The following is a 21807-nucleotide window of genomic DNA, read 5'->3' on the forward strand; positions in this document are numbered from 1 at the left end:
GGGTGTGCGGGTGTGCGGGGTGGCGTTGGATCTGGACTGGGCGATTGCCAGGTTCGACCGGAGGGAGACGAGCCTGGGATGGTGGCGTGCGCGTCAGCCGGGGTTGGTTTGAGGCGTCAGCGAGGGACGCGCGTGTGGGCGCGGCTAACAGGCGCCTGGGGCGCTCGCGGAGCAGGGCGCCTGTGCGGGAGTCGACCGGGGTCACCGGTCGGACCCGGCGTACAGGCTTCTTGGGCTTGCTGAGCGGGATGCCTATGCGGGAGTCGCCGGGCACGCGCGTGCGGCCGAGGGCACGCGCTTTTGGGTTTTGGGGCGGGATGCCTCTGTGCGGGGGCTGACGTCAGTGTGACTGGGTGGCCTTGGTGGTCATCTCGTGGACGAAGGAGGCTATCTCGGCGATGGCCGGGCGGGCTTCGGGGACGAAGGCGGAGAAGGCTTGGAAGACGTGGATCTGGCCTTCCCAGATCTGGAGTCGGCAGGGGACTCCGGCCTCTTCCATTCGTTCGGCCATCAGTTCGGCGTCGCAGCGCAGGACCTCGATCGAGCCGACCTGGATCAGCGAGGGTGGGAGGAGGGAGAGGTCGCCGGTGAGGGGAGATAGGGCGGGATCGGGCGGGAGTATGCCCTCGACCAGCAGTTCCGCGAGCAGGACCATTTGGTCTGCGGCGATGTAGGGGTCGAGCGCGGCGTTGGGGTGGGCGAGCTTGGCGGTGCAGTCGAGGTCTAGCCATGGGGACAGGCCGACTACGGCGGCGGGCTTGGGCAGGCCCAGTTCGGCGGCGCGGAGGGCGGTGGCGAACGCCATGAAGCCGCCCGCCGAGTCGCCGGCGATCACGATGTCCTCGGGGCGGTGGTCGTGGGCCAGGAGCTGGCGGTACGCGGTCACGCCGTCGGCGACCGAGCCTGCGACTGAGACGTCGGGGAGCTGGCGGTAGGCGATCGACAGCACGGGCATGGCGGCGGCCGCCGAGATCTGGGAGATCATCCGGCGGTGGGTGGCCAGGCCGCAGCAGACGAAGCCGCCGCCGTGGAAGTAGAGGATGGCTCGGCCGTCGGTACGTGCGCCGGGGGCGGTCACCCATTCGCCGCGGAATCCGTCGAACTGCACCTTGCGGAGCCGTACGCCGCGGGGAGTCGGCGCCAGCGCGGCCATCCGCTCCAGGTTGGCGAGGCGCCGCATCACCTGCGGGGTGAGCTCGCCGCCGCTCATGCGTGGGCGCAGCCGGCGGTGCAGGAACTGCGCTGTACGACGCGCGCGCCTGCTCGTGACCTGGGCCGCCTCCAACGTGTCGATCACCGCGGGTTCCTCCCAGCCTGAGCCGAATGCCGTTCTGTAAGTAGGACCGTACGGGGAGGATCTGTGCATGGGCAATGGCTCGGCTGCGATGGGCGGGTGGCGGTCGCCCCTGAGCGGGGGACGGCTTCAAGTTGGCGTATCCGCGATATCCGCCTGGCCACCAAGGCGCTGATGGGTCTGCCGCAGCATTGGCTGCAGGGCGAGGTCCGCGCCGGGATGGAACGTCTGGGGACCAAGGCCAACCGGTGCGGCGCCCAGATTCCGACGTGCTGTCTTCTGGACCAAACTCTGTGACACGTCCACGTGATGGATGTCGAGGAGGGGATCTGAGGCCTTGCGTTGTGACGGCTTGAGCTGGTGATGGCCTGGGGCTCGGTCCGGGGCGTGCGGGGCCGGGGCATGTGGGTTTGGGGCGCTCGGGTCTGGGGCGTGTGGGGTTGGGGCATGCGGGTCCGGGTTGTGCGAGTCCCGGTCGTGCGGGTCTGGGTTGTGCGAGTCCCGGTCGTGCGGGTCTGGGTTGTGCGGGTCCGGGGTGTGCGGGTCCGGGGTGTGTCGGTCTGGGCGGTGCGGTCTGGATGATGTGGTGTGGGCCTGCGTTGGTGAACGGCCTCACGTGGTGAGTCTTCGCATGGTGGCTGGCGCGTGTTGGCTGTTAGGCGACGGCTGTTTGATGTCGTGGGTGGAGGGGCCTTGGGGATGCTTGCCAGGCGATGGCCTGCGCGTGGTGGGCTGCGTGGTGGCTATCGCGGGATGGGCGGGGTGGGGGTGTGCCGGGTGGCTCGGTAGCATTCGCGTCGGTAGGCCTATTGCTTCCCAGGCGAGGACTTTCCAGTGCGTGAGATCGCCGTCTTCAGCGGTAACGCCCATCCGGAACTGGCGGCGGAGATCTGCAGTCATCTGGAGGTGCCGCTGCATCCGGTCAGCATCGAGCGGTTCTCCAATGATTGTTTGGAAGTGCAGCTTCAGGCCAACTGCCGGGAGCGGGACGTCTTCGTCATCCAGCCGCTCGTGGAGCCCGTTCAGGAGAACCTGGTCGAGCTGCTGTTCATGATGGACGCGGCTCGTGGGGCTTCGGCGGCGCGGATCACGGCGGTGATGCCGCATTTCGCGTACGCGCGTTCGGACAAGAAGGACGCGCCGCGGATCTCTATCGGTGGCCGACTTGTCGCTGACCTGTTGGTGACGGCGGGCGCGAGCCGGGTGCTTGCGATGGCGTTGCACTCGCCGCAGGTTCACGGGTTCTTCAGCGTTCCGGTCGATCACCTGCATGCGCTGCGGGAGCTGGCGGCCCATTTCCGGCGGTACGACCTGTCGAACACCACGGTCGTGTCCCCTGATTTGGGGAACGCCAAGGAGGCTGTTGCGTTCGCCCGGCTGCTTGGTGCGCAGGTCGCGGCGGGGGCCAAGCAGCGATTTACGGATGATCGGGTCTCGATCAACGCGGTGATCGGCGATGTGACGGGGCGGGACGTCATCGTGCTGGACGACGAGATCGCCAAGGGGAGCACGGTGATCGAGCTGCTGGCGCGGTTGCGTGAGCTCGAGCCGCGGTCCATTCGGGTGGCGTGCACGCATGGGCTTTTCTCGCATGGGGCGCTGGAACGCATCGGGGATCATGAGGATGTGGACGAGATCGTCTGCACCAACACGGTCCCGATCCCTGAGGTGAAGCAGGTGCCCAAGCTCAAGGTTCTTTCGATCGCTCCGGCGATGGCCGAGGCGATGCGGCGGATCCACAATGGTGAGTCCGTCAGCGCCCTGTTCGAACCGCGGGAGTAGCTTGAGCGGGCGTTGGTCGGTTGGGCTGACGGGACGGGGAGGAGAGTGCTGTGGGGGAGTACGTACTCAGGTCGATTGGTGCGGTGGAGTCGCCGCTGACCGATCCCTCCGAGGCGCCGCGGCAGGGGGATGAGGGTGCTCCTGATGCGTGGCTGGTGTTCGAGCCGGCGGTACGGGAGGGGCTGCGGGATCTTGGGCCTGGCACCGAGGTGCTGCTGTTCACGTGGCTTGATCGCGCCGACCGGGATGTGCTGACCGTTCATCCGCGTGGTGATGTGACGCGGCCGGAGTCCGGTGTGTTCAGTACGAGGTCGCCGCATCGGCCCAATCCGGTGGGGCTGCATCGGATTCAGATTGTGGCTGTCGATGGGCTGAGAATGCGCGTGCGTGATCTGGAGGCCCTCGACGGAACGCCGATCGTTGACATCAAGCCGGTCCTGGAACCGATCTCCGACCGGTAGGCCCTCGCTCGGAACCTCGGAACCTCGGAACCTCGGAAACTCGGGAGCTCGGGACAAGGCAGGGCTGAAGCTTGGGATGACCTGATTCCTGAGGGCTTTTGTCGTGGCTCAGTTCGGCTCGGCTCGTCCAGCTTTTCGGCCGTTATAGCGCTGGCTCTGGCTCGCTATTGCGGGAACACGTTCGAGTGCCTGGGGAGTTCGGCCCTGGGCGGCTGGGCGGCTGGGCGGCTGGGCGGCTGGGCGGCTGGGCGGCTGGGCGGCTGGGCGGCTGGGCGGCTGGGCGGCTGGGCGGCTGGGCGGCTGGGCGGCTGGGCGGCTGGGCGGCTGGGCGGGGGAATGGGTTGTGATCAGGCCGGGGGCGGTCAGGTTTCCTTGATCGCTTGAGGCGGGCGACGGCGGTGGCGTAGGGATGTCGGGATGCCGTTCACACTGAGCCACCCCGCCGCCGTCATTCCGTTCTGCCGAGGGCGCCTCGTGCCCTCCGCGCTGGTCATCGGCTCGATGGCGCCGGATGCTCCGTACTTCCTCGGCATGGCGGATCTGCGGGGGATCACGCATGAGCCGCTTGGACTGGTGACTGTTGATCTCGCGCTCGGGATCGTTCTCTTCGTTGGATTCCACGCGCTCTGGAAGCCTGGGCTGCTCGCCTTGGCTCCGGCGTGGGCGTACGCGCGGCTGAAGGGACCGGCGGCCGGGTTTCGCCTGCGGATGGCGGGATGGGTTCCGGTGTCGATCCTGATCGGCGCCATCACGCATCTGTTCTGGGACGGATTCACGCACCTGCATCACAGCTTCGCGGGACAGCTTCCGTGGCTGGTCACGACCTCCTGGGGTGGGCTGGAGCTGTTTCGATGGCTCCAGTACGCGAGCGGGGTCGGAGGCGTGGCCGTGATCGCTTGGTGGGCGGTGCGATGGTTCCGGACGGCGCCGGTGCTGCCGGAGGAGGCCGTGGCTGGGGACTGCGGTGAAGCGGATACGCCCGTTCAGGAGATGCAACGGCATGACGGGGATCGATCTGTCTCGGTGGAGGGAGGTGAGGACGGCGACCGTAGCGGAGAGCAAGTGGGGGTGGCGGTCGGCAGCCTCTTCGCTCTCGTCGGCGCCACGTGTCTAGGGGCGGCCCTTGGCTCGGTCGTGTTGATCAACCAAGAAGGGCCCCGCACCTTCCATGTGACGCTGGTGAACGCGGTCGAGGGCGCGATCGCCGGAATGGCGTTGGCGCTGACCGTGTCCGGATGCGTTGATCGCGTTCGGCGTACGAGACTGAACGCATGAAATTGAGCGGCGAGTCTGTGGTGTTGCGGCCTGTCGAGAAGCAGGACGAGGAGACACTCCACCGAATCGTTCGAGAGCCGGAAGTCGCCAAGTGGTGGGGGACGCCGGAGGACTTCGACGACATGCTGGCCATCGTCGTCGACGGTGAGGTGGCCGGGGCGATCCAGTACGAGGAGGAGGACGATCCCGACTACCGGCATGCGAGCATCGATATCTTCCTCGGCTCGCGCCATCACGGGCGCGGACTCGGCACGGACGCCGTACGCACGCTCGCCTCGTGGCTGATCGACGAGCGCGGCCATCACCGGCTGACGATCGACCCGGCGGCCGTCAACGCCGCCGCCATCCGCTCGTACACCAAGGTCGGCTTCAAGCCGGTCGGTGTCATGCGCCAGTACGAGCGTGACCCGATCAGCGACGAATGGCGCGACGGCCTGCTCATGGACCTGATCGCGTCAGAATTCATCCGCTCACACTCCTGACCGCGCGGGCCGACGACAACAATCCGACCAGGCCCGGCCGTGCTCTACCAGCTCGCTAGGCCCGGCCCGACCGGGCTTGACCGGCCCGCCAGGCCCGGCTCGATCTGTCCTCCCCGCCCCGCCCAGCGCGGTCTGTCGGCCAGGCTCGACCCGCCTGACAGGCCTGGCCGACTCGACCAGCTCGACTGGCCCGGACGCTCCGACTGGCCCGGACGGTCCGACTGGCCCGGACGGTCCGACTGGCCCGGACGGTCCGACTGGGGTCGGTCGGTCCGACTGGGGTCGGTCGGTCCGACTGGGGTCGGTCGGTCCGACTGGGGTCGGTCGGTCCGACTGGGGTCGGTCGGTCCGACTGGGGTCGGTCGGTCCGACTGGGGTCGGTCGGTCCGGATGGGCTCGGGGCCGGGGTGGGGGTGGCGCTTCGGCGGAACGGTGGGTTGGGTGTGATCGTTAGAAAGGGGCATGACCTCAGACGTGGCTCTCACTCGTGGCGAGGCGGCCGAACGCGCTCGGTTGCTCGATGTTCTGTCCTATTCGGTGGACCTCGACTTCACGCGGGGTGAAGAGGTCTTTGGCTCCCGTACGACCATTCGGTTCAGGGCTGCCGAGCCCGGGGCGAGCACGTTCATCGACCTTCACGCACTGTCGGTTCGAAAGCTGGTGCTGAACGGACGGGCGCTGGACGCGGTCGCTGGCCATGACCGGATCGAGCTCGCCGGCCTGGAGGCCGAGAATGAGCTGCTGGTCGACGCCGACATCGCCTACTCGCGTACGGCCGAGGGCATGCACCGGTTCGTCGATCCGGAGGACGGCGGGGTCTACGTTTACGCGATCTGTGGTCCTGACCTGGCGCCGCGTGTTTTCGCGTGCTTCGACCAACCTGACCTCAAGGCGCCCTTCACGATCTCGGTCACCGCACCCGACGACTGGACGGTGCTGAGCCATGGCGAGGGCCACCGCCTGGCCGGCGGACGCTGGGAGTTCGAGCCCTCGGAGCCGATCAGCACCTACCTGATGACCATTGCGGGCGGGCCGTTCCGGTCGATTCACACCGAGCACGACGGCATCCCGCTCGGACTCCACTGCCGGCGCTCGCTCGCCACGCACATGGAGAACGACGCCGACGAGGTCCTCGACATCACGCGGCGGGCCTTCGATCGCTACCACGAGCTCTTCGACGACCGTTACGCGTTCGGCAAGTACGACCAGGTCTTCGTGCCCGAGATGAACTGGGGCGCGGTGGAGAAGCCGGGCTGCGTGCTCTTCAACGAGAACTACATCTTCCGCTCGGCCGTCACCGATACCGAACGCGAGTTCCGTGCGATCGTGATCGCCCACGAGATGGCGCACATGTGGTTCGGCAACCTGGTGACCATGCGCTGGTGGGATGACGTGTGGCTCAGCGAGTCGTTCGCCGAGTACATGGGGTACGAGGTGGCAGCGGCGGCCAGCCGCTTCACCAGCCCGTGGACGGCCTTCGCGGTCAAGCGCAAGGCCTGGGGCTACGACGCCGACCAGCGGCCCTCGACCCACCCTGTGTCCGCCGACAATCTCGATGACCTCGCCTCGGCCTTCATGAACTTCGACGGCATCTCGTACGCGAAGGGCGCGTCCGCGCTGCGCCAGCTCGTCGCGTGGGTGGGGCAGGAGACGTTCCTGAACGGTGTGAACGCCTACTTCGCGGCCCATCGCTTCGGCAACGCAGACCTTGGCGATCTCCTGGACGCCATCGCAGGCGCGGCGGGACGCGACGTCCAAGGATGGGCTGAACGCTGGCTGCGTACTTCGGGCGTCGACACGCTTCGCGCCGCACGCGACGCGGACGGCGTCCTCACGATCACGCCCGACGACACTCACAAGGCCCGCCCGCATCGTCTGCTCGTCGGCGCGTACGACAGCGAGGACGGTCGGCTGGTCAGGCGACGGCAGTTGGAGGTCGAGGTTCCCTCCGATGCCGTAAGGGTCCCGCTCGCTGCCCTTAGCCCCGATTCGCAGACCAGCGAAGATCCTGGCCTGGCCTCCCGCTCAGATCCGGACGCGGGCGCCGGCCGCGCCCCGAAAGCCGGCCACCGACCCGCTGCCGGCCCCCGACCCGCTGCCGGCCCCCGACCCGCTGCGGGCCCGGGATCCGGCCCCGACCTGCTGGTGCTGAACGATGCTGATCTCACGTACGTCAAGGTGCGGCTGGACGAAGACTCCTGGCAGGCCGTGACGACCGGACTGTCAACGATCGAGGATCCGCTGACCCGCGCCCTTCTCTGGAACACGGCCCGCGACATGGTCCGGGACGGGGACCTGCCGGTGGACGACTACCTTCAGCTCGTACAGACCCAGCTTCCTGCCGAGAACGTCGTCACCATCGTCGAGGCCGTTCTGGCGTTCGCTCACAACCACATCGCCGACCGTTACGTTCACCCGGCCGAACGCCCCGCGACGCTGGCCATCCTCACCCGCGCCGCCGCCGCCATCATGGAACGGTCTGCCGACGCGCCCGATCTCCGCCTGGCCGCTGTACGAGCACTGATCTCCAGCGCCCAGACCGGCGACGAGCTCGCCCAACTCGGAAACTGGCTGGCGCAAGGCCGTATCCCCGACGGAGGCCCGGATCTTGATCCCGAGTTGCGCTGGCAGGTCCTGCTCCAGCTCTGCGTTCATGGGAACGCGGGGGACGACGAGGTCAAGGCGGAGCTGACCCGCGACCCGAGCGCAACCGGGGCGAAGGGGGCGGCCCGCTGTCGAGCGGCCTTGCCGGACGACGCGGCCAAGCAGCGCGCCTGGAATCTCCTCTTCACGCCGAACGCCCTGTCCAATCATCTGCTGACGGCGACCGCTGAGGGCTTCTGGCAACCCGCACGCGACGACGTCACGACGCCCTACATCACCCGCTACTTCGAGGAAGTCGCGACCGCCGGAGAACGGGGCGCCATCGTCGCCAGGACCCTGGGCGAGCGGCTCTTCCCCGCCCACGCCGCCACAGCCGAGACTCTGAGCGCCGCTACCGCATGTCTGGCTCGCAACGACCTGTCCACCTCTCTCCGCCGCGCCCTGGCCGACCAACGCGACGACCTCCAGCGCGCCGTTCGCATAAGGGACCTCCAAGCCAGCTGATCCTGGCCACGCACCCCAAGCGCAGCACCACCCACCCAACGCACCGAGACGTGCCTTCGTGACGGGTCTCAGGATGCGGCACGAGGCCGAGTGACTTGGAACGATCCATATGCGAGGCGAGCCCGGTGATGCGAGCATCGCCGCTGGACCTGGGAGGTGACCGGCTTGGGTGAGCCGACAGTCCGGCCGAACGAGATGACGGTGCCGTTGATGCCGTGCGCGTCAGCGGAGGAGACCTTGGCGTTCTATGAGGCGCTGGGGTTCGAGGCGACCTACAGGCAGACCAAGCCGTATGTGTATCTGGCATTGCGCTGGAGCGGATTTGAGCTGCATTTCGGTCCTGCGCCCAAGGACCTTGATCCGACACGGGAGGAGTCCGGCGGGTGCCTGGTGATGGTCGACGCCGTGGCGCCCTATCACGCGGCGTTCGTCGCGGCGATGCGCAAGACGTACGGGAAGGTGCTGGGCAAGGGCCTTCCGCGGATCACTCGCTATCGGCCCGGGGCGTCCCGGTTCACGTTGATGGATCCGTCCGGAAACTCGATCATCTTCATCCAGCGCGATGAGCCCGCCGAGCTGGAGTACGGGGGCTCGAAGAAGCTGACGGGCCTGGCCAAGGCGCTCGACAATGCTCGGATCCTGCGCGAGTTCAAGAACGACGACCTGCAGGCGTTCCGTGCGCTCAAGTCCGCGATCCGCCGGCACGGCGCGGACGCCTCGGTGGCCGAACGGGCCATCGCGCTGTGCCATCTCGTTGATCTGGCCGCGGTCCTTGGTGAGCCGACGGGCCCCTGGCTCACCGATCTGCGCGACCTCAAGCTCAGCCCTGATGACAGGACGCGGATCGAGTCGGAGCTAGGACATCTCGCTGACCTCCAGGAGTGGCTTTCACCCCGCTGACACGCACATCGCATGCCACCCGGAGCGCCTGCACCGAAGGCCGGCGCTCACTGGTCTATGAGTGACGCGCCGCTGCCACGCCCCCTAAGGCCCGTTCTCCCACCCGCTGGAGCCTGGGCCTGTGTGTGGGGACGCAGGAGGGATGCGGGTGGGTGATTAACCGCTTAGGGGTTGGCCCGGCCTGAACGCGATGGGCGTGGCTGGCCGGGCCTTCGGTGGGCGACTGAGTGCGGTGCCTAGGTGCGGTGCCTAGGTAGGCCGCCTAGGTGCGGTGGCTGAGTGCCGTGGCCAGGTGCCGTGGCTAGGTGCGGTAGGGGGTGATGAAGGCTCGCCACTCCTCGGGGGCGAACTGGAGGACGGCGGTACGGGACTTGGAGTCGCGGACGGCGATGGTGCCATTGCCGGCTCGGGTCACCTCCACGCAGGAGGCGTCCGGTTCGCTGTGCCGGGACTTGCGCCAGGTGTTCGCCGGGGGCTGGAGGCCGGGGGAGGGTTCGGTGGTCATGGTGATCCCGTGGGGTCGGCTGCGTCGGCCAGGAGGGTGCGGGACTCGTCCTCGGTCAGCGCTGCTTTGAGGACGTGCTCGTACCTCCTCACATACCGTGATACCTCTGCGGACTCGGTGTGGACGAGGTCGGCGGCGACGGTTTCCACTACGGCCATGGGCGGGTCGGTGGGATCGGGGAACGTGAAGAGATAGAACGGCGACTGGGGCGGCAGGGAGCCGGACGGGCCGGGCTGCAGGGGGAGTACCCGGATCGAGACGCGCGGCTCCTGTTCCGTCGTCGCTATGAGATGGCGCAGCTGGGCGCGCATGACCTCGGGCGGGACTGCGTACCGCCGGAGGGCGAGTTCGTCGATGACCGCCTCGTACACGGGACCGTCGGTGCGGAGGACGGCGCGGCGGCGTTCGAGGCGGGCGGCGACGAGGCGTTCGGGGACGAAGGGGACCTGGCTCTCGGCCTTGGCCAGTTCGATCATCGCCCAGGTGAACTCCGGGGTCTGCAGGATGCCGGGCATCCCGCTGGGGTGGTATTCGCGGATCGTCTTGGCGCCTGACTCGATGTCGGCGTAGAGGCGCTGGCGCGGGCCCATGGCGTCGCCGTAGGCGTCCCACCAGCCCTTCTCGGCGGCGTCGCAGGCGATGCGGACGATCTGGTTCCATTTGTCGCCGGTGACGTCCAGGACGTCGAGGATCTTGATGATCTCGGCGAGGTCGGGGCGGATATGGGCGTTCTCCAGGCGGCTGACCTTCATGCGCGACTGGTGGATGAGCTGAGAGAGACGTCCGGCGGTCATGCCGCGGTGCTCGCGGAGCGCGCGGAGCTCGGCGGCGAGTCTGCGGCGCCGGACGAAGGGGCTGGTCACCTGGTTCAACTCCTGAGGGTGAACAGTGCACTTCCTGCACGTTCAGAGGGTGCGCTCACGATTACAGAACGTACACAACTAGAACGTTGCCGAGCCCGGGGTGCCAATCAAGGTGCTGGCCGGATTGGGACAGGGGTGTTCGGCCGCAGAGCTCGCCGTACTGTGCCGATGGGCGCGCAGCGCGCGTCGATCTCGAACTTTTCGTCAGTCGCGAATACACGCTTCCGGCGTGCCCGGATGTGCCCGAAACGTCTACCAAGCGAGCGCTTGACCGAAATCCTGGACCTTAATACGGTACAAACCGTAGCGAAATTCTAGGAGCCGCGATGGCGTTTCACCGGCCGCCCTCGATCCGCCTCGACGACCTCGCCGATCCGCGCCACTCCGAGCCCGCCGCCGCGCTGCGGGCCGAGATGGCCGCGCTCGCGCCCGCGATGCCGCTCGTGCCCGAGTGGCTGATGGCGGGCGCCGTTCAGCAGACCGGGCTGGAGGACTTCGGCGACGACCGGTTCCGCGAACCGCTCGGCGTGCTGTGCCAGGCGCTGCGCGAGGAGGCCGAGGTCAGCGACGTCGGAACGGTCAACCTGGCCGTTCAGATCCAGCAGGCGCTGGTCGCGCGCCTCCGGCTGGAGGACCTGCTCAAGCGTCACCCGGAGATCCGGGATGTGGAGCTGCGGCGGCCGATCATCATCGCCGGGCTGCCGCGCACGGGCACGACGCACCTGCACAACCTGATGTCGGCCGACCCTGCGCTGCGCTTCCTGCCGTACTGGGAGAGCCTGGAGCCGATACCGCCGCCCGGCGAGGACCCGCGTGACCCCGCGCCGCGCATCGAACGGACCGCGGCCGCGCTCGGGGCCGTCGACGTCCTGATGCCGCACTTCAAGCGGATGCACGACATGTGGCCCGAGCACGCGCACGAGGAGATCCAGCTCCTCAACTCCGCCTGCGCGTCGCTGTTCTTTGAGACGCAGGCCATCGTCCCGGCGTACCGCGACTGGCTGCGCGGCACCGACCAGACGCCCGCCTACGAGTACCTGCGCACGATGCTCCAGGCCATCCAGTGGCTGCGGCCGGCGGGGGAGCGGTGGGTGCTCAAGTCGCCGGGGCACCTGGAGCAGTTCGCCGTCCTGCGCCGCGTGTTCCCCGACGCTTTCGTCGTGGTCACGCACCGGGACCCGGTGGCGGTCACGCGGTCGATGTGCACGATGCTCGCGTACGCGGCGCGCATGTCCTGCGACCGGCCCGATCCCGTACGGATCGGACGGTACTGGGCGCAGCGGCTGGAGCTCATGCTCGGCTCGGCCGCCGCCGAACGGGACCTGCTGCCCGACGCCATGGACGTGCACTTCAACGAGTTCATGGCCGACGACCTGGCCATGGTGGAACGCATCTACGCCAGGGCCGGGCAGCCGTACACGCCTGAGGCCCGCAAGGCGCAGGCGGCCTTCCTCGCCGACCACCCGCGGGGCAAGCACGGCGGGGTCCGCTACGGCCTGGCCGACTTCGGGCTCGACCCGGCCGAACGCGCCCAGGTCCTCGCCCCCTACATCGAACGCTTCAACGTCGAGCCGGAGGACTGAGCTCATGGAGACCGGGACCGGTGCGGTGGTCGAGGAGATCCTGGACGAGCTGAAGGAGCTGCGGCGACGGCTGGCGGGCGATCCGGCGCTGGACGAGACCTCGGTCCTCGAGGCGCACAAGTGGATCTTCTCGATGTTGCGGACCGGGCTGGACACTCAGGTGTGGTCGGACACGGGACGGCCGCGCTTCACCGACATCGTCGGGCCGTACCACAAGTGGGGCGGGGACAACGCGGACGCGTTCTACTGCTACGCGCCGCTGGACCCGGCGCGGCGCTACCGGGTCAGCGGGCGGCGCGGCGACGCCGTCTACTTCTCGCTGACCGTCTACGGCGGGCCCGACGACGGGCGCTACTCCGAACGCATCGTCGCCTCGGTCAACGACCGCGAGCTGGACGTCGCCGAGGACGGCTCGTTCGAGGTCATGCTCGGGCCGCAGGAGAAGACGCGCCTGGAGCCGGACGCCGTCTGCGTCATCACGCGCGACTACGTGGCCGACCCCCAGCACGACCGCCGTACGGAGTGGCACATCGAGTGCCTCGACCCTCCCGCCGAGCCGCGCCGCGACACCGACGCCGACCTGGCACGCCGCTTTCGCGCGGCCCTGACCTGGCTGCGCGAGCAGTCCAGGATGGTGCTGCCCCTCGAAGACGACAACCGCGTGGACGAGCCGTATCCCGTTCCGACCGAGACCTTCGGCTGGGCGGCGGGCGACGCCGCGTACGCGATGGGCGTCTTCGCGCTGGGCGACGACGAGGCGCTGGTCATCGAGGGCCGCTCGCCGGACTGCGCCTTCTGGAACCTCTGCCTCTGGAACCCGTTCCTGCACACCTACGACTACGACCAGGAACGCGTGACCATCAACGGCCATCAGATCGTCTACGAGCCCGATGGATCCTGGCGGATCGTCATCGCGGCGGCCGATCCCGGCCATCCCAACTGGATCTCGACGGCGGGCCATCCGCGCGGCCGGCTGTGGTTCCGGTGGTTCCTGCCCGAACATACGCCCGAACGGCTCGGGACCCGGGTGGTCCGGCTCTCAGACATGTCGCTCTGAGTCCATCCAGGACCATTACTTTTCTCCCTTAACGTCCCGATATGCCCGAAGATGTTCACAGGGTGCCCACAGGGAGTTCCCAGGGTCTTTCCGGGGTTGTTCTGGAACCGTTCGTCCAGCACCGACACGCCGATGACCACGGAAAAGACCACCATCGGCCGTCCTTGCTCCCGATCGTGCGGCTTGGTTGGGGGTTTTGGTGGGAATGTGTACGTTGGAGAGATCAACACCGCTGTGAGCTGCGGGAACGGCCCGCGACTCGGAGACAGCGACTCGGGAGGTACATCGTGAGCCGGACCCTGGCGAGAGGCACCCGCGTGACGGGCGCCGAGCGCACCAAGCTGGCGGCGGAGCTCGCGCCGCGCTACGCGGCGGGTGAGAGCATCCGTGATCTGGCGGCCGAGACCGGCCGGTCCTACGGCTTCATCTACAACGTCCTCAAGGAGGCCGGCGTGCCGCTTCGCGGCCGCGGCGGGAACACCAGGCGCAAGAAGGCCTGACTCGACCGGCCGTCCCCCTGCCCCCCGGGGGGGACCTCCGGCACCATGAAGTACAGAAGCACCACGCAGCACCACGCAGCACTGACGGGAAGACCCTGGGAACACGGCGGAGATCCCTGGGGTAACTAGCGGCGCGACTCTCCGGTGACCTCGGAGCGTCCGCTCAGGCTGGCCAGATCGGCCGCCGCTCGCCCGGCCATCCAGCCCTCGTGGTTGGAGACCGATCGGGCCCGGCCCCTGGTGAGATTGGGGAACATGGCGTCGACCGCCCGTTCCACGGCCTGGTCACGCGCGGCAAGGACGGGAAGCAGATCCTTCCCGGCCTCTTCCGCGGCGGCCCGGCTCGTCGCCTCCACGACCGCCTCGCGGAGCCGCTCCCCGATGCGCGCCGCGTAGGCGTGCAGGAAGGCGTTGCGGAACGAGCGCGTCCGCGACCTGCCGAGCGAGTCGGTACGCGAGCCCGCCCGCAGCATCGCGGTGGTCGCCTGCAGCAGCAGCGAGGTGAACATCAGCTCCACCGCCGCCACGTCCGGCGCGAAGCCCAGCACGGTCGAGCAGTTGAGCTCCCGGTGCCACACAGCCCGGCAGCGGTTCGCCTCGGCCACCACGGTCAGCAGTACGGCCTTGGGTGCGCCATAGGGGTTGTCGACCGACAGCCGCCGCCCGAGGGGCTCGTCGCGCGCGTCGGCTCCGGCCGCCGCGAGCAGCGCGTGGTCGATGCTGTAGCGGGCCATGAGCTCCTGGGCCCGGGCGCTGAGCGCCTCGGCCTCCTCGGGATACTCGGTCGACTCGGCCTTGGCCAACAGCGCCCTGACCTTGTCGAGCATCCGCGGATCCGGACCCCGTCCGGCATCGCTCACCTGAGCCCTCCCCAATCGCGACCAACCCCGCATCCTGCCACGCCCCAGGGACGCCGGGCGCCCGACACAGCCGACGTGGCCGGACGGGCACTGCCGACGTGGCCGGACGGGCACTGCCGACGTGGCCGGACGGGCGCCCATCAGAAGAGGGATCAGGTGCGGTCGGGCCAGTGGTCGCTGGTGTGGTCATCGCTGAAGGTGAACATCCGCACGCCCTTCTGGAGGGGCTGCGGCGTTCCGGCGAAGCGGTGCGCGCCGACGACCAGCCGGGTGCCGTCGGCCGTGGAGACGGCGACCTCCTCGAAGGCGTGGTCGGCGAACCAGCCGCACACGGCGGACGTGGTCGCGGGGCTCTGCTCGAAGCGGGTCCACAGCACGGTGGCGCCGGGCGCGCACAACTGCGGCAGGCACGCGATCGTACGCTCGATCGCGTCGTCGTTCAGGTTGCCGAAGATGCCGCACACCATGACGACGTCGGCCGGGACGGCGCCCTCGTAGACGTCGGTGACGGCCGCGTCGCCGACCACCACCTGGACGCGGCCGCCGACGCCGTTCTGGGCCTGGACGGCGGCGACGGCCGCGATCTGGGAGTCGAGTTCCACCAGGCGGGCGCTCACGTCCTCGCGCCGCGGGTGGTCGCGAAGGACGGGCAGCAGGTCGCGTCCCTCGCCCGCGCACAGGCTGACGATCTGGACGGGCCCCGCCGGGCAGCGGTCGAGCGCCTCACGGATGCGCTGCTGAACGGTCTCCAGCCGCAGCGCCAGTGAGGATCCGGGCTCGTCGTACTTGCGGTGCCAATTCCTCCAGTCCCGCGCCATGCAGGCCACCGTAACCGTCGCGCCGCAACTACGTCAGTCAGGATTTCGCAGCAATTTCCTTCTTTGGCTCCTCCCAGATGTTCAGGAGTCTCCAGATCTGCTTGCTGACCGGATTGATGAGGCCGATGTCGCCGCAGAGGTCCCGTACGTTCGAGACGGCCTTGGAGATCAGGTCCTGCGACGCCTTGGCGCCCCAGTAGGTCTGCTTCTGCACGTCCTGGGGGATCTCGAACCGGCGGCTCATCGCGGCGGGCGGGGTGAGGATCAGCAGCACGCCGAGCTTCATCGTCGGCGGGACGACGAGGCTGAGCGCGAAGCGCTGCGGCGCGCCCATGCGCGGGACGCGGTGGCGAAGGAACTGGCGGGCGAACGAGATGTGCCGCGCCTCCTCCGCCACGTGGATTGAGATGATCTTGTTGAGGAGCGGGTGCCGGGCCGAGCCGTCGCGGAGCATGCGCCGCTGGACGTAGTCGATGGGCTCCTCGCCCGCCAGCACGAAGAAGAAGAACAGCGACGGCGCGATGACGCTGAGCGGGGGGACCACCTCGCCGAGCAGGCGCACCACGCGAGGCATCCCGTCGACGGGCGTGCCGGTGCGGTTGACGAACTCCTGGAACATCATGCCGTGATGTCCCTCTTCGATCGTCTCGTGGTAGACGTAGCGGAACTCCGCCGAGTCGTTCGGCAGCCGGAACGCGTACGTGAGCAGCCCGCGCTTCAGCACGTTCTCGAACTGCATCCCGACCTTGGCGACCTGCGCCTGCCGCCACAGCCCGATGAGCGCCTGGACGTCCTCGGACTGCGCCTTGTACCAGGGGTGACGGCCGAGCGGGTCGAGCTCGGGCAGGACCCAGCGCCGATCCTCGGGGGTCACCTCGTAACCCGGTTCGTCCCACGGGATGTCGGCGTACGGCTCCCAATGCTTGTCCACCGAGGCTTTGGAAAGGCGGCGCAGCGTCTTCTGGTAGGCCACGTCCTCGTCGTCTTGGCCGCGTGCTTCGTCGAGGTGGATGACCCTTGCTCCGGGCATGGGGGTTCCCTTCACGATCGATGCGCTGGAAACGGGGGGACACGTCTGGCGCCGGCATGACGTGACACGAGTGCCTTTGCGGGGCTCCCTGACTACTCGGTGCGTCCGGTGTCAACCTAGAACCGGGGGGTGGAGAGGTCAACAAGTGCCGGTTTCGACGCGTTGTTCGTTAGATGTCTACCTACCTGCGAGTACGTGAAAGGATCCCAGGTCGCGCTCGCGCGCGACTTGGCCAAGGTTGGACAATCCCCAGGTCAGAGCCCGTTTCCCTTGCGTTGCCGCAGCAACTCCCGTGCAACCGGGGGAGGCGTGGCCAGTGCCGAGAGGGGGCCGCGGCGGTCAGGTGCCCGCGGCAGGCGCCCTGGCCGTCGGTAGCCTGCGGGGTCAGTCGGCCCGGCGGTCAGGTGCCCGCGGCAGGTGCTCAGGCTTTCGGTGGCCCGCGGGGTCAGTCGCCGCGGAGTTCGTCGACGACGACGCTCTGGTAGGCGCGGGTGGTGTCGGGGACGTAGGTGAGGCGCGCCAGCGCCTTGCCCTCCTGGTCCCGGATCTCGAAGTTGTAGCCCTCGCGGGTGTCGCCGCCCACGTGCGCGACCGCCTGGTCGTGGCGGAGCCGGCACATCGTGTCCACCTTCTCGAGCGCGACCTTCAGGCTCCCGGCGTCGCTGATGAGCCTGGCGGGCTCGCTCGTCTCCCAGATCTCGAACATGGGTCGCGTCCTGTCGGCGGGCGGGGTGGAGGGGATCGGTTCCGGTCGTCGTGTCGAGGGGCGGATGTGTCTCGGGACAGCTTGCGCCGATTTGGGTGACCTTTCAATCAGCACAGGTATCAGATTGATCACTATTCGGAGTTGGGCACGCGCAATGGGTCATTTGATGTCCGAAACTCCGCTGCTTCCGCAGGTGGGGCTGTCTGTGTAGGGTCACCCCAACCACCGTAAGCCGCCGGAGGGGGCCGGAATGGACTACCGGGTCGTTTCGATCGTCCGAGACCATGCTCGCGCACGGGGCGGCTCGCCCGCCATCACCGGCGACGGCAGGACACTGACCTACTCCGACCTGGACGATCGGTCGAGCCGGATAGCGCAGGCGCTGCTGGCGACCGGCCTCGGACGCGGCTCGCGCGTCGGCTACCTGGGCAAGAACGCCCCCGAGTTCTTCGAGCTGATGTTCGGCGCGGCCAAGATCGGGGCGGTCGTGACCCCGGTCAACTGGCGGCTGACGTCCGCCGAGATCGGCGGCGTCGTGGGCGACGCGCAGGCCGCGATCACGGTCGTCGACACCGAGTTCGCCGAGATCGCCGCCGAGCTGCCGGGTCGCGTGATCCTCACCGGGCCCGACTACGAGAAGTGGGTGGCGGCGTGGCCCGCCGACGACCCGGGCTTCAGCGGCGAGCCGGACGACGTCGTCGTGCAGCTCTACACCTCCGGCACGACCGGTCTCCCCAAGGGCGTCCAGCTCACCAACGTCAACTTCGCGGTGGGGGAGCGGATGGCGGCCCGGTGGCGGCTGGACGAGTCGTCGGTCACCGCGGTGCCGATGCCGCTGTTCCACATCGGCGGCAGCGGCTGGGCGCTCGCCGGGCTGTACGCGGGCTGCCACATCGTGCTGATCCGCGACATCGACCCCGCCGCGCTGGTGGACACCTTCGAGCGGGAACGGATCACCAACGCGTTCATCGTCCCGGCCGTGCTGCAGTTCATGTGCCAGGTGCCCGGCGCCGCCGACCGCGACTACTCGGCCCTGCGCGCCATCACCTACGGCGCGTCGCCGATCACGAGCGAGGTGCTGCGGCGGTCGCTGGACACGTTCCGCGCGCCGCTGTTCCAGCTGTACGGGATGACCGAGACGACCGGCGCCATCGTCCAGCTCGAGCCCGAGGACCACGACCCCGAGGGGCCGCGCGCTCACCTGATGCGCTCGGCGGGCCGCCCGTACGACTGGGTGGAGATCAAGGCGGTCGACCCGGCGACCGGCGAGGAGCGCGCGCCGGGCGAGGTCGGCGAGATCCTGATCCGGTCCTCCCAGAACACCCCCGGCTACTGGAACCGGCCCGCCGACACCGAGAAGCTCCAGGCCGGCGACGGCTGGCTGCGCACCGGCGACGCGGGCTACGTGGACGCCGAGGGCTACCTGTTCCTCACCGACCGGATCAAGGACATGATCGTCACGGGTGCGGAGAACGTGTACCCGATCGAGGTCGAGGAGGTCCTGGCCTCCCATCCGGGGATCGCCGACGTCGCGGTGATCGGCGTGCCGGACGAGCGGTGGGGCGAGACCGTGAAGGCCGTCGTGGTCCGCCGTCCCGGCACCGAGCCGACCGAAGAGGACATCCTGGAGTTCGCCAAGGGACGCCTCGCGGGCTTCAAGCGGCCCCGCTCGGTCGACTTCGTGGACGCCCTGCCGCGCAACCCCAGCGGCAAGATCCTCAAGAAGGACCTGCGCGCCCCCTACTGGGACGGACTCGACCGCTCGATCGCCTGAGTCCCGCCGCCTCGTCCGTCAGGCTTCGGCGGTGGTCACCACGTGCTCGGCGGCGTCGGGCTCGGCGAAGCGCAGCAGCCGCTCGCCCTCGGCGGTCAGTTCGTTCAGCGCGCGCTTGGTCAGCTTGCCGAACGGGAGCAGGCGCAGCGTCGCGACCTTGCGCTTGCGTTCCATCTCCCACAGCCCGGCGGCGAACCCGTCCCACAGGAACGTGGAACGCACGCGCAGGTTCTTGGTGGTGAGCGAGGGCCGGTGCTCGGCGGCGATGATCCGCGTACGGTCGGCGTGCGCGAGCACCAGGTTGTCGAACTCCGGCAGGAAGCGGGCGGGCGCCGGGGTGTCCTCGTCCGGCTGGGGCGCGTCGGGCAGGTCGAACAGCTCGCGTCCCTTCTCGTCGCTGAACACCCGCAGCTGAGGACGCAGCCGCTCCAGCACCTCACCGAGCTTGGCGAACCCCGACCACTCCTGCGCGTCGGCGGCACTGGCAGGCCCGAACGCAGCCAGATAGCGCAGCACCAGCGCGTCCGGTGAGTCCGCGGGGGCGGGCGCCGGCGCGTCGCCCAGCCACGACTCGGCCAGCGTGAACTCCGACGTCCTCGGGAAGCCCCAGCGATCCTCGGTCGGGACCATCACCAGCGGCAGGCACATCCGTACGGCGAAACCCAGCGCGCGGTCGTTGACCTCCGGGAACTCCTCCTGCAGCAGTGCCCGGATCTCGTTGAACGTGCGCGGCTTCTCGTTCAGCAGAGCCCGCGCGGCCGGGAGCACCTTGTCGAGGTCCAGCCCCTCCGCGCGATTGCCCAGCACCCGCAGGCCGCCGTTCAGGATGGGCTGCAGCGGCGCGCGCAACGCGAGGTAGTCCGGCGCCGACATCAGGTGCAGCGTGCCGCGCATCATCGTGGCCCGCACCAGGGCCCGATCGCGTACGGCGCCGAGCAGATCCGCGACCTCGAACCCCTCCAGCCGCGTCCACAACCCCAGGAACGGCGGCTTGGGCTCCTGCGCCTGCAGGCCGCACAGCCGCTCGACCGCCTCGGGCACCGGAACGTCCGCGCGCTCGAGCAGTAGTTGCCGCGCCAGCGTGGCGCGGTTCAGCGCCCGGAGCGTGAGGGTCTCAGTCATCAGTACGCCTTCTGCGAGGACACGAGCCGATCAGGGTATGACCCTGTAGGCGAGACATTAATGGCAGGAGCCGACGATGCGACCGCGGATCAATCTCATCACCCTGGGCGTTCCCGATCTCGCGGCGGCCCGGCGCTTCTACGTGGAGGGGCTCGGCTGGGAACCGTCGTACGAGGTCGAGGACGAGATCGTCTTCATCCAGATAGGGCCGGGCCTGCTGCTCGGCCTGTTCGCCGACGCCGACACGAGCCCTGGGCCGAGCCCGATGACCCTCGCCCAGAACGTGGACGGCGAAGAGGAGGTCGTCGAGGTCGTCGCGCGGGCCGAGCGCGCCGGCGCGACCGTGCTCAAGGTGCCCCGGCCCGCCCCGTACGGCGGGTTCCACGGCTACTTCGCCGACCCGGCAGGCTTCCGCTGGGAGATCGCCTACAACCCGGGCTTCAGCGTCTCCCCGGACGGCGAGGTCACCATCAAGCGCGACTGACTTCGGCCTTCCCGCCGTGGGCGAGGATGCTCCACATGATCTGCGCCGCCATGAGCAGGCCGATCACCAGCACCGGCTGCGGTGTGAAACAGGCCGCGAGCGCGAGCACCGCCAGGAGCGGCATGCCCCACGCGTGCGGGGCGTCCGCGCCGTGCGGGCGGACCACCAGCCACCACACGACCACGAAGTAGCAGAACACCGGGATCGCCACCGCGAGCCCGGCGGCCGTCGTGGAGATGTGCGCGTGGTGGGTGGCCTTGGCGGCGTTGACGGCGATCCCGGCGCCGACCGCCGCCCCCGAGGCGAGGATCACGTAGTGGCCGTACCCCCACACCATCGCCACCCGGAACCGCGTCAGCAGCCCGGCCGAGGACAGCGAGAAGTAGACCCACCACATCGCGAAGACCGTCACCAGCCCGCCCGCCGCGACCAGGGCGAGGTCGAGCGCGCCCTCGCCGCCGACGCTGTCGCGGATGGTGTTGGCCGCCGACAGTACGGATTCGCCCAGCACGATGATCGTGAACAGCCCGTACCGTTCGGCGATGTGGTGCGGGTGCCAGGGGATGTGCGCGGCCTTCTCCGCCCACACCGGCACGGCGAGCTCCGCCGCGGCGGCGAGCAGCCAGACCGCGAGCCGCCACCCCTCCGGTGCGGCGAAGACGGCCACCGCCCAGATCATCATGCAGCCGGTCTCGCCGATGACGAACCGCATCAGGGAGGCGCGCCGTTCCTCGTCATAGCGGGAGGCCCGGATCCGCTGTGACTCCAGCGCGACCCGCATCACCGCGTACCCCAGGAAGACCACCCGGAAGTCGCGGTCGTCGAAGGCCTGCGGCACGCCCGCCGCCAGGATCAGCACGCCGGCCATCACGACCATCGTCGCCAGCCGGTAGGGAGCGTCGTCGGGGTCGTACGCGGAGGCGAACCAGGAGAAGGTCATCCAGGCCCACCAGATCGAGAAGAACACCAGCAGGAAGCTCACCGTCCCGCTCCCGAAATGTCCTTCAGCGAGCGCTTCCTCCAGGTTCGAGGCGTTCGCTCCGACCGCGACGACGAAGCACAGGTCGAAGAACAGCTCCAGGGGCGTGGAGACCCGGTGGGTCTCCTCCGGGTCCCGGGGCCGCATGTCGCGCCGCCAGGGCAGGGCCGTGATGACGGGCCGCTCAGTCATGGACGCATCGTATGACGACGATCACCATTCGC

The 21807-nt window shown here is 69.0% G+C and carries 20 protein-coding genes; 11 read left to right on the plus strand and 9 right to left on the minus strand.

Annotated features, from left to right (window positions below; translation table 11 throughout):
• Positions 1–340: 340 nt before the first annotated feature.
• Positions 341–1297, minus strand: a complete 957-nt coding sequence (locus J4573_RS48400) for an alpha/beta hydrolase (RefSeq protein ID WP_307797506.1) — start codon at positions 1295–1297, stop codon at positions 341–343.
• 831 nt (positions 1298–2128) lie between these two features.
• On the opposite strand from J4573_RS48400, the gene J4573_RS48405 reads away from it, so the two are divergent.
• From J4573_RS48405 to J4573_RS48430, 6 genes are all read left to right on the plus strand, one after another.
• The gene (locus J4573_RS48405) at positions 2129–3076 is read left to right on the plus strand and encodes a ribose-phosphate diphosphokinase (protein WP_208263213.1); all 948 of its coding nucleotides are present in this window, start codon (positions 2129–2131) and stop codon (positions 3074–3076) included.
• A 50-nt stretch (positions 3077–3126) separates the two neighbouring features.
• A complete protein-coding gene (gene tsaA, locus J4573_RS48410) occupies positions 3127–3537 on the plus strand; it encodes a tRNA (N6-threonylcarbamoyladenosine(37)-N6)-methyltransferase TrmO (RefSeq protein ID WP_208263214.1) in 411 nt (136 codons plus the stop codon).
• Between the two features lie 417 nt (positions 3538–3954).
• Positions 3955–4812: a DUF4184 family protein gene (locus tag J4573_RS48415; protein WP_208263215.1), complete on the plus strand. Its 858-nt coding sequence runs from the start codon at positions 3955–3957 to the stop codon at positions 4810–4812.
• The gene (aac(6'), locus tag J4573_RS48420) at positions 4809–5294 is read left to right on the plus strand and encodes an aminoglycoside 6'-N-acetyltransferase (protein WP_208263216.1); all 486 of its coding nucleotides are present in this window, start codon (positions 4809–4811) and stop codon (positions 5292–5294) included. Before J4573_RS48415 ends, aac(6') begins: the two co-directional genes overlap by 4 nt.
• A 462-nt stretch (positions 5295–5756) precedes the next feature.
• Positions 5757–8402, plus strand: a complete 2646-nt coding sequence (pepN, locus tag J4573_RS48425) for an aminopeptidase N (RefSeq protein WP_208263217.1) — start codon at positions 5757–5759, stop codon at positions 8400–8402.
• 165 nt (positions 8403–8567) lie between these two features.
• Positions 8568–9302 (plus strand): DUF8817 family protein, encoded by a 735-nt coding sequence (locus J4573_RS48430; RefSeq protein ID WP_208263218.1) that lies wholly within the window; start codon positions 8568–8570, stop codon positions 9300–9302.
• 301 nt (positions 9303–9603) lie between these two features.
• Here J4573_RS48430 and J4573_RS48435 read toward each other — a convergent pair whose 3' ends face one another.
• On the minus strand, positions 9604–9807 hold the full coding sequence (locus J4573_RS48435) for a DUF397 domain-containing protein (RefSeq protein WP_208263219.1): 204 nt from the start codon (positions 9805–9807) through the stop codon (positions 9604–9606).
• Positions 9804–10670, minus strand: a complete 867-nt coding sequence (locus tag J4573_RS48440; protein WP_208263220.1) for a helix-turn-helix domain-containing protein — start codon at positions 10668–10670, stop codon at positions 9804–9806. Before J4573_RS48440 ends, J4573_RS48435 begins: the two co-directional genes overlap by 4 nt.
• Before the next feature lie 326 nt (positions 10671–10996).
• On the opposite strand from J4573_RS48440, the gene J4573_RS48445 reads away from it, so the two are divergent.
• From J4573_RS48445 to J4573_RS48455, 3 genes are all read left to right on the plus strand, one after another.
• Positions 10997–12253, plus strand: a complete 1257-nt coding sequence (locus J4573_RS48445) for a sulfotransferase family protein (protein WP_208263221.1) — start codon at positions 10997–10999, stop codon at positions 12251–12253.
• A 4-nt stretch (positions 12254–12257) separates the two neighbouring features.
• Positions 12258–13310: a DUF1214 domain-containing protein gene (locus tag J4573_RS48450; RefSeq protein ID WP_208263222.1), complete on the plus strand. Its 1053-nt coding sequence runs from the start codon at positions 12258–12260 to the stop codon at positions 13308–13310.
• A gap of 287 nt (positions 13311–13597) precedes the next feature.
• The gene (locus tag J4573_RS48455; protein ID WP_208263223.1) at positions 13598–13810 is read left to right on the plus strand and encodes a helix-turn-helix domain-containing protein; all 213 of its coding nucleotides are present in this window, start codon (positions 13598–13600) and stop codon (positions 13808–13810) included.
• Between the two features lie 125 nt (positions 13811–13935).
• Here J4573_RS48455 and J4573_RS48460 read toward each other — a convergent pair whose 3' ends face one another.
• From J4573_RS48460 to J4573_RS48475, 4 genes are all read right to left on the minus strand, one after another.
• Positions 13936–14670: a DUF2786 domain-containing protein gene (locus J4573_RS48460; RefSeq protein ID WP_307797507.1), complete on the minus strand. Its 735-nt coding sequence runs from the start codon at positions 14668–14670 to the stop codon at positions 13936–13938.
• A 152-nt stretch (positions 14671–14822) separates the two neighbouring features.
• Positions 14823–15488 (minus strand): class I SAM-dependent methyltransferase family protein, encoded by a 666-nt coding sequence (locus J4573_RS48465; protein ID WP_208263225.1) that lies wholly within the window; start codon positions 15486–15488, stop codon positions 14823–14825.
• A gap of 37 nt (positions 15489–15525) precedes the next feature.
• Entirely contained in the window at positions 15526–16518 is a 993-nt protein-coding gene (locus J4573_RS48470; protein WP_208263226.1) for an AurF N-oxygenase family protein, read from the minus strand.
• Positions 16519–16963: 445 nt separating this feature from the next.
• Positions 16964–17224, minus strand: coding sequence for a hypothetical protein (locus J4573_RS48475; protein WP_208263227.1), 261 nt, complete (start codon positions 17222–17224; stop codon positions 16964–16966).
• A gap of 250 nt (positions 17225–17474) precedes the next feature.
• On the opposite strand from J4573_RS48475, the gene J4573_RS48480 reads away from it, so the two are divergent.
• Complete coding sequence (locus J4573_RS48480; RefSeq protein ID WP_208263228.1) at positions 17475–18998, plus strand: long-chain-fatty-acid--CoA ligase; 1524 nt, start codon at positions 17475–17477, stop codon at positions 18996–18998.
• A gap of 18 nt (positions 18999–19016) precedes the next feature.
• Here the strand turns inward: J4573_RS48480 and J4573_RS48485 are convergent, their stop codons facing one another.
• Positions 19017–20120 carry a winged helix DNA-binding domain-containing protein gene (locus J4573_RS48485; protein WP_208263229.1) on the minus strand — a complete coding sequence of 368 codons (1104 nt, stop codon included), beginning with the start codon at positions 20118–20120 and terminating at the stop codon, positions 19017–19019.
• Positions 20121–20196: 76 nt separating this feature from the next.
• Between J4573_RS48485 and J4573_RS48490 the strand changes: the two genes are divergently transcribed.
• A complete protein-coding gene (locus J4573_RS48490) occupies positions 20197–20604 on the plus strand; it encodes a VOC family protein (protein WP_208263230.1) in 408 nt (135 codons plus the stop codon).
• Here J4573_RS48490 and J4573_RS48495 read toward each other — a convergent pair.
• Positions 20591–21775 (minus strand): low temperature requirement protein A, encoded by a 1185-nt coding sequence (locus J4573_RS48495; protein WP_208263231.1) that lies wholly within the window; start codon positions 21773–21775, stop codon positions 20591–20593. The two genes, J4573_RS48490 and J4573_RS48495, sit on opposite strands and share 14 nt — an antisense overlap.
• Between the last annotated feature and the right edge of the window lie 32 nt (positions 21776–21807).

Source organism: Actinomadura barringtoniae, assembly GCF_017573505.1.
Classification (GTDB): Bacteria; Actinomycetota; Actinomycetes; order Streptosporangiales; family Streptosporangiaceae; genus Spirillospora; species Spirillospora barringtoniae.

Bases quoted from the DNA above. Each gene is read 5' to 3' on its own strand.
- J4573_RS48415 (WP_208263215.1), top strand. From the start codon at position 3,955: ATGCCGTTCACACTGAGCCACCCCGCCGCCGTCATTCCGTTCTGCCGA.
- pepN (WP_208263217.1), top strand. From the start codon at position 5,757: ATGACCTCAGACGTGGCTCTCACTCGTGGCGAGGCGGCCGAACGCGCT.
- J4573_RS48435 (WP_208263219.1), bottom strand. From the start codon at position 9,807: ATGACCACCGAACCCTCCCCCGGCCTCCAGCCCCCGGCGAACACCTGG.
- J4573_RS48445 (WP_208263221.1), top strand. From the start codon at position 10,997: ATGGCGTTTCACCGGCCGCCCTCGATCCGCCTCGACGACCTCGCCGAT.
- J4573_RS48450 (WP_208263222.1), top strand. From the start codon at position 12,258: ATGGAGACCGGGACCGGTGCGGTGGTCGAGGAGATCCTGGACGAGCTG.
- J4573_RS48465 (WP_208263225.1), bottom strand. From the start codon at position 15,488: ATGGCGCGGGACTGGAGGAATTGGCACCGCAAGTACGACGAGCCCGGA.
- J4573_RS48470 (WP_208263226.1), bottom strand. From the start codon at position 16,518: ATGCCCGGAGCAAGGGTCATCCACCTCGACGAAGCACGCGGCCAAGAC.
- J4573_RS48475 (WP_208263227.1), bottom strand. From the start codon at position 17,224: ATGTTCGAGATCTGGGAGACGAGCGAGCCCGCCAGGCTCATCAGCGAC.
- J4573_RS48480 (WP_208263228.1), top strand. From the start codon at position 17,475: ATGGACTACCGGGTCGTTTCGATCGTCCGAGACCATGCTCGCGCACGG.
- J4573_RS48485 (WP_208263229.1), bottom strand. From the start codon at position 20,120: ATGACTGAGACCCTCACGCTCCGGGCGCTGAACCGCGCCACGCTGGCG.
- J4573_RS48490 (WP_208263230.1), top strand. From the start codon at position 20,197: ATGCGACCGCGGATCAATCTCATCACCCTGGGCGTTCCCGATCTCGCG.
- J4573_RS48495 (WP_208263231.1), bottom strand. From the start codon at position 21,775: ATGACTGAGCGGCCCGTCATCACGGCCCTGCCCTGGCGGCGCGACATG.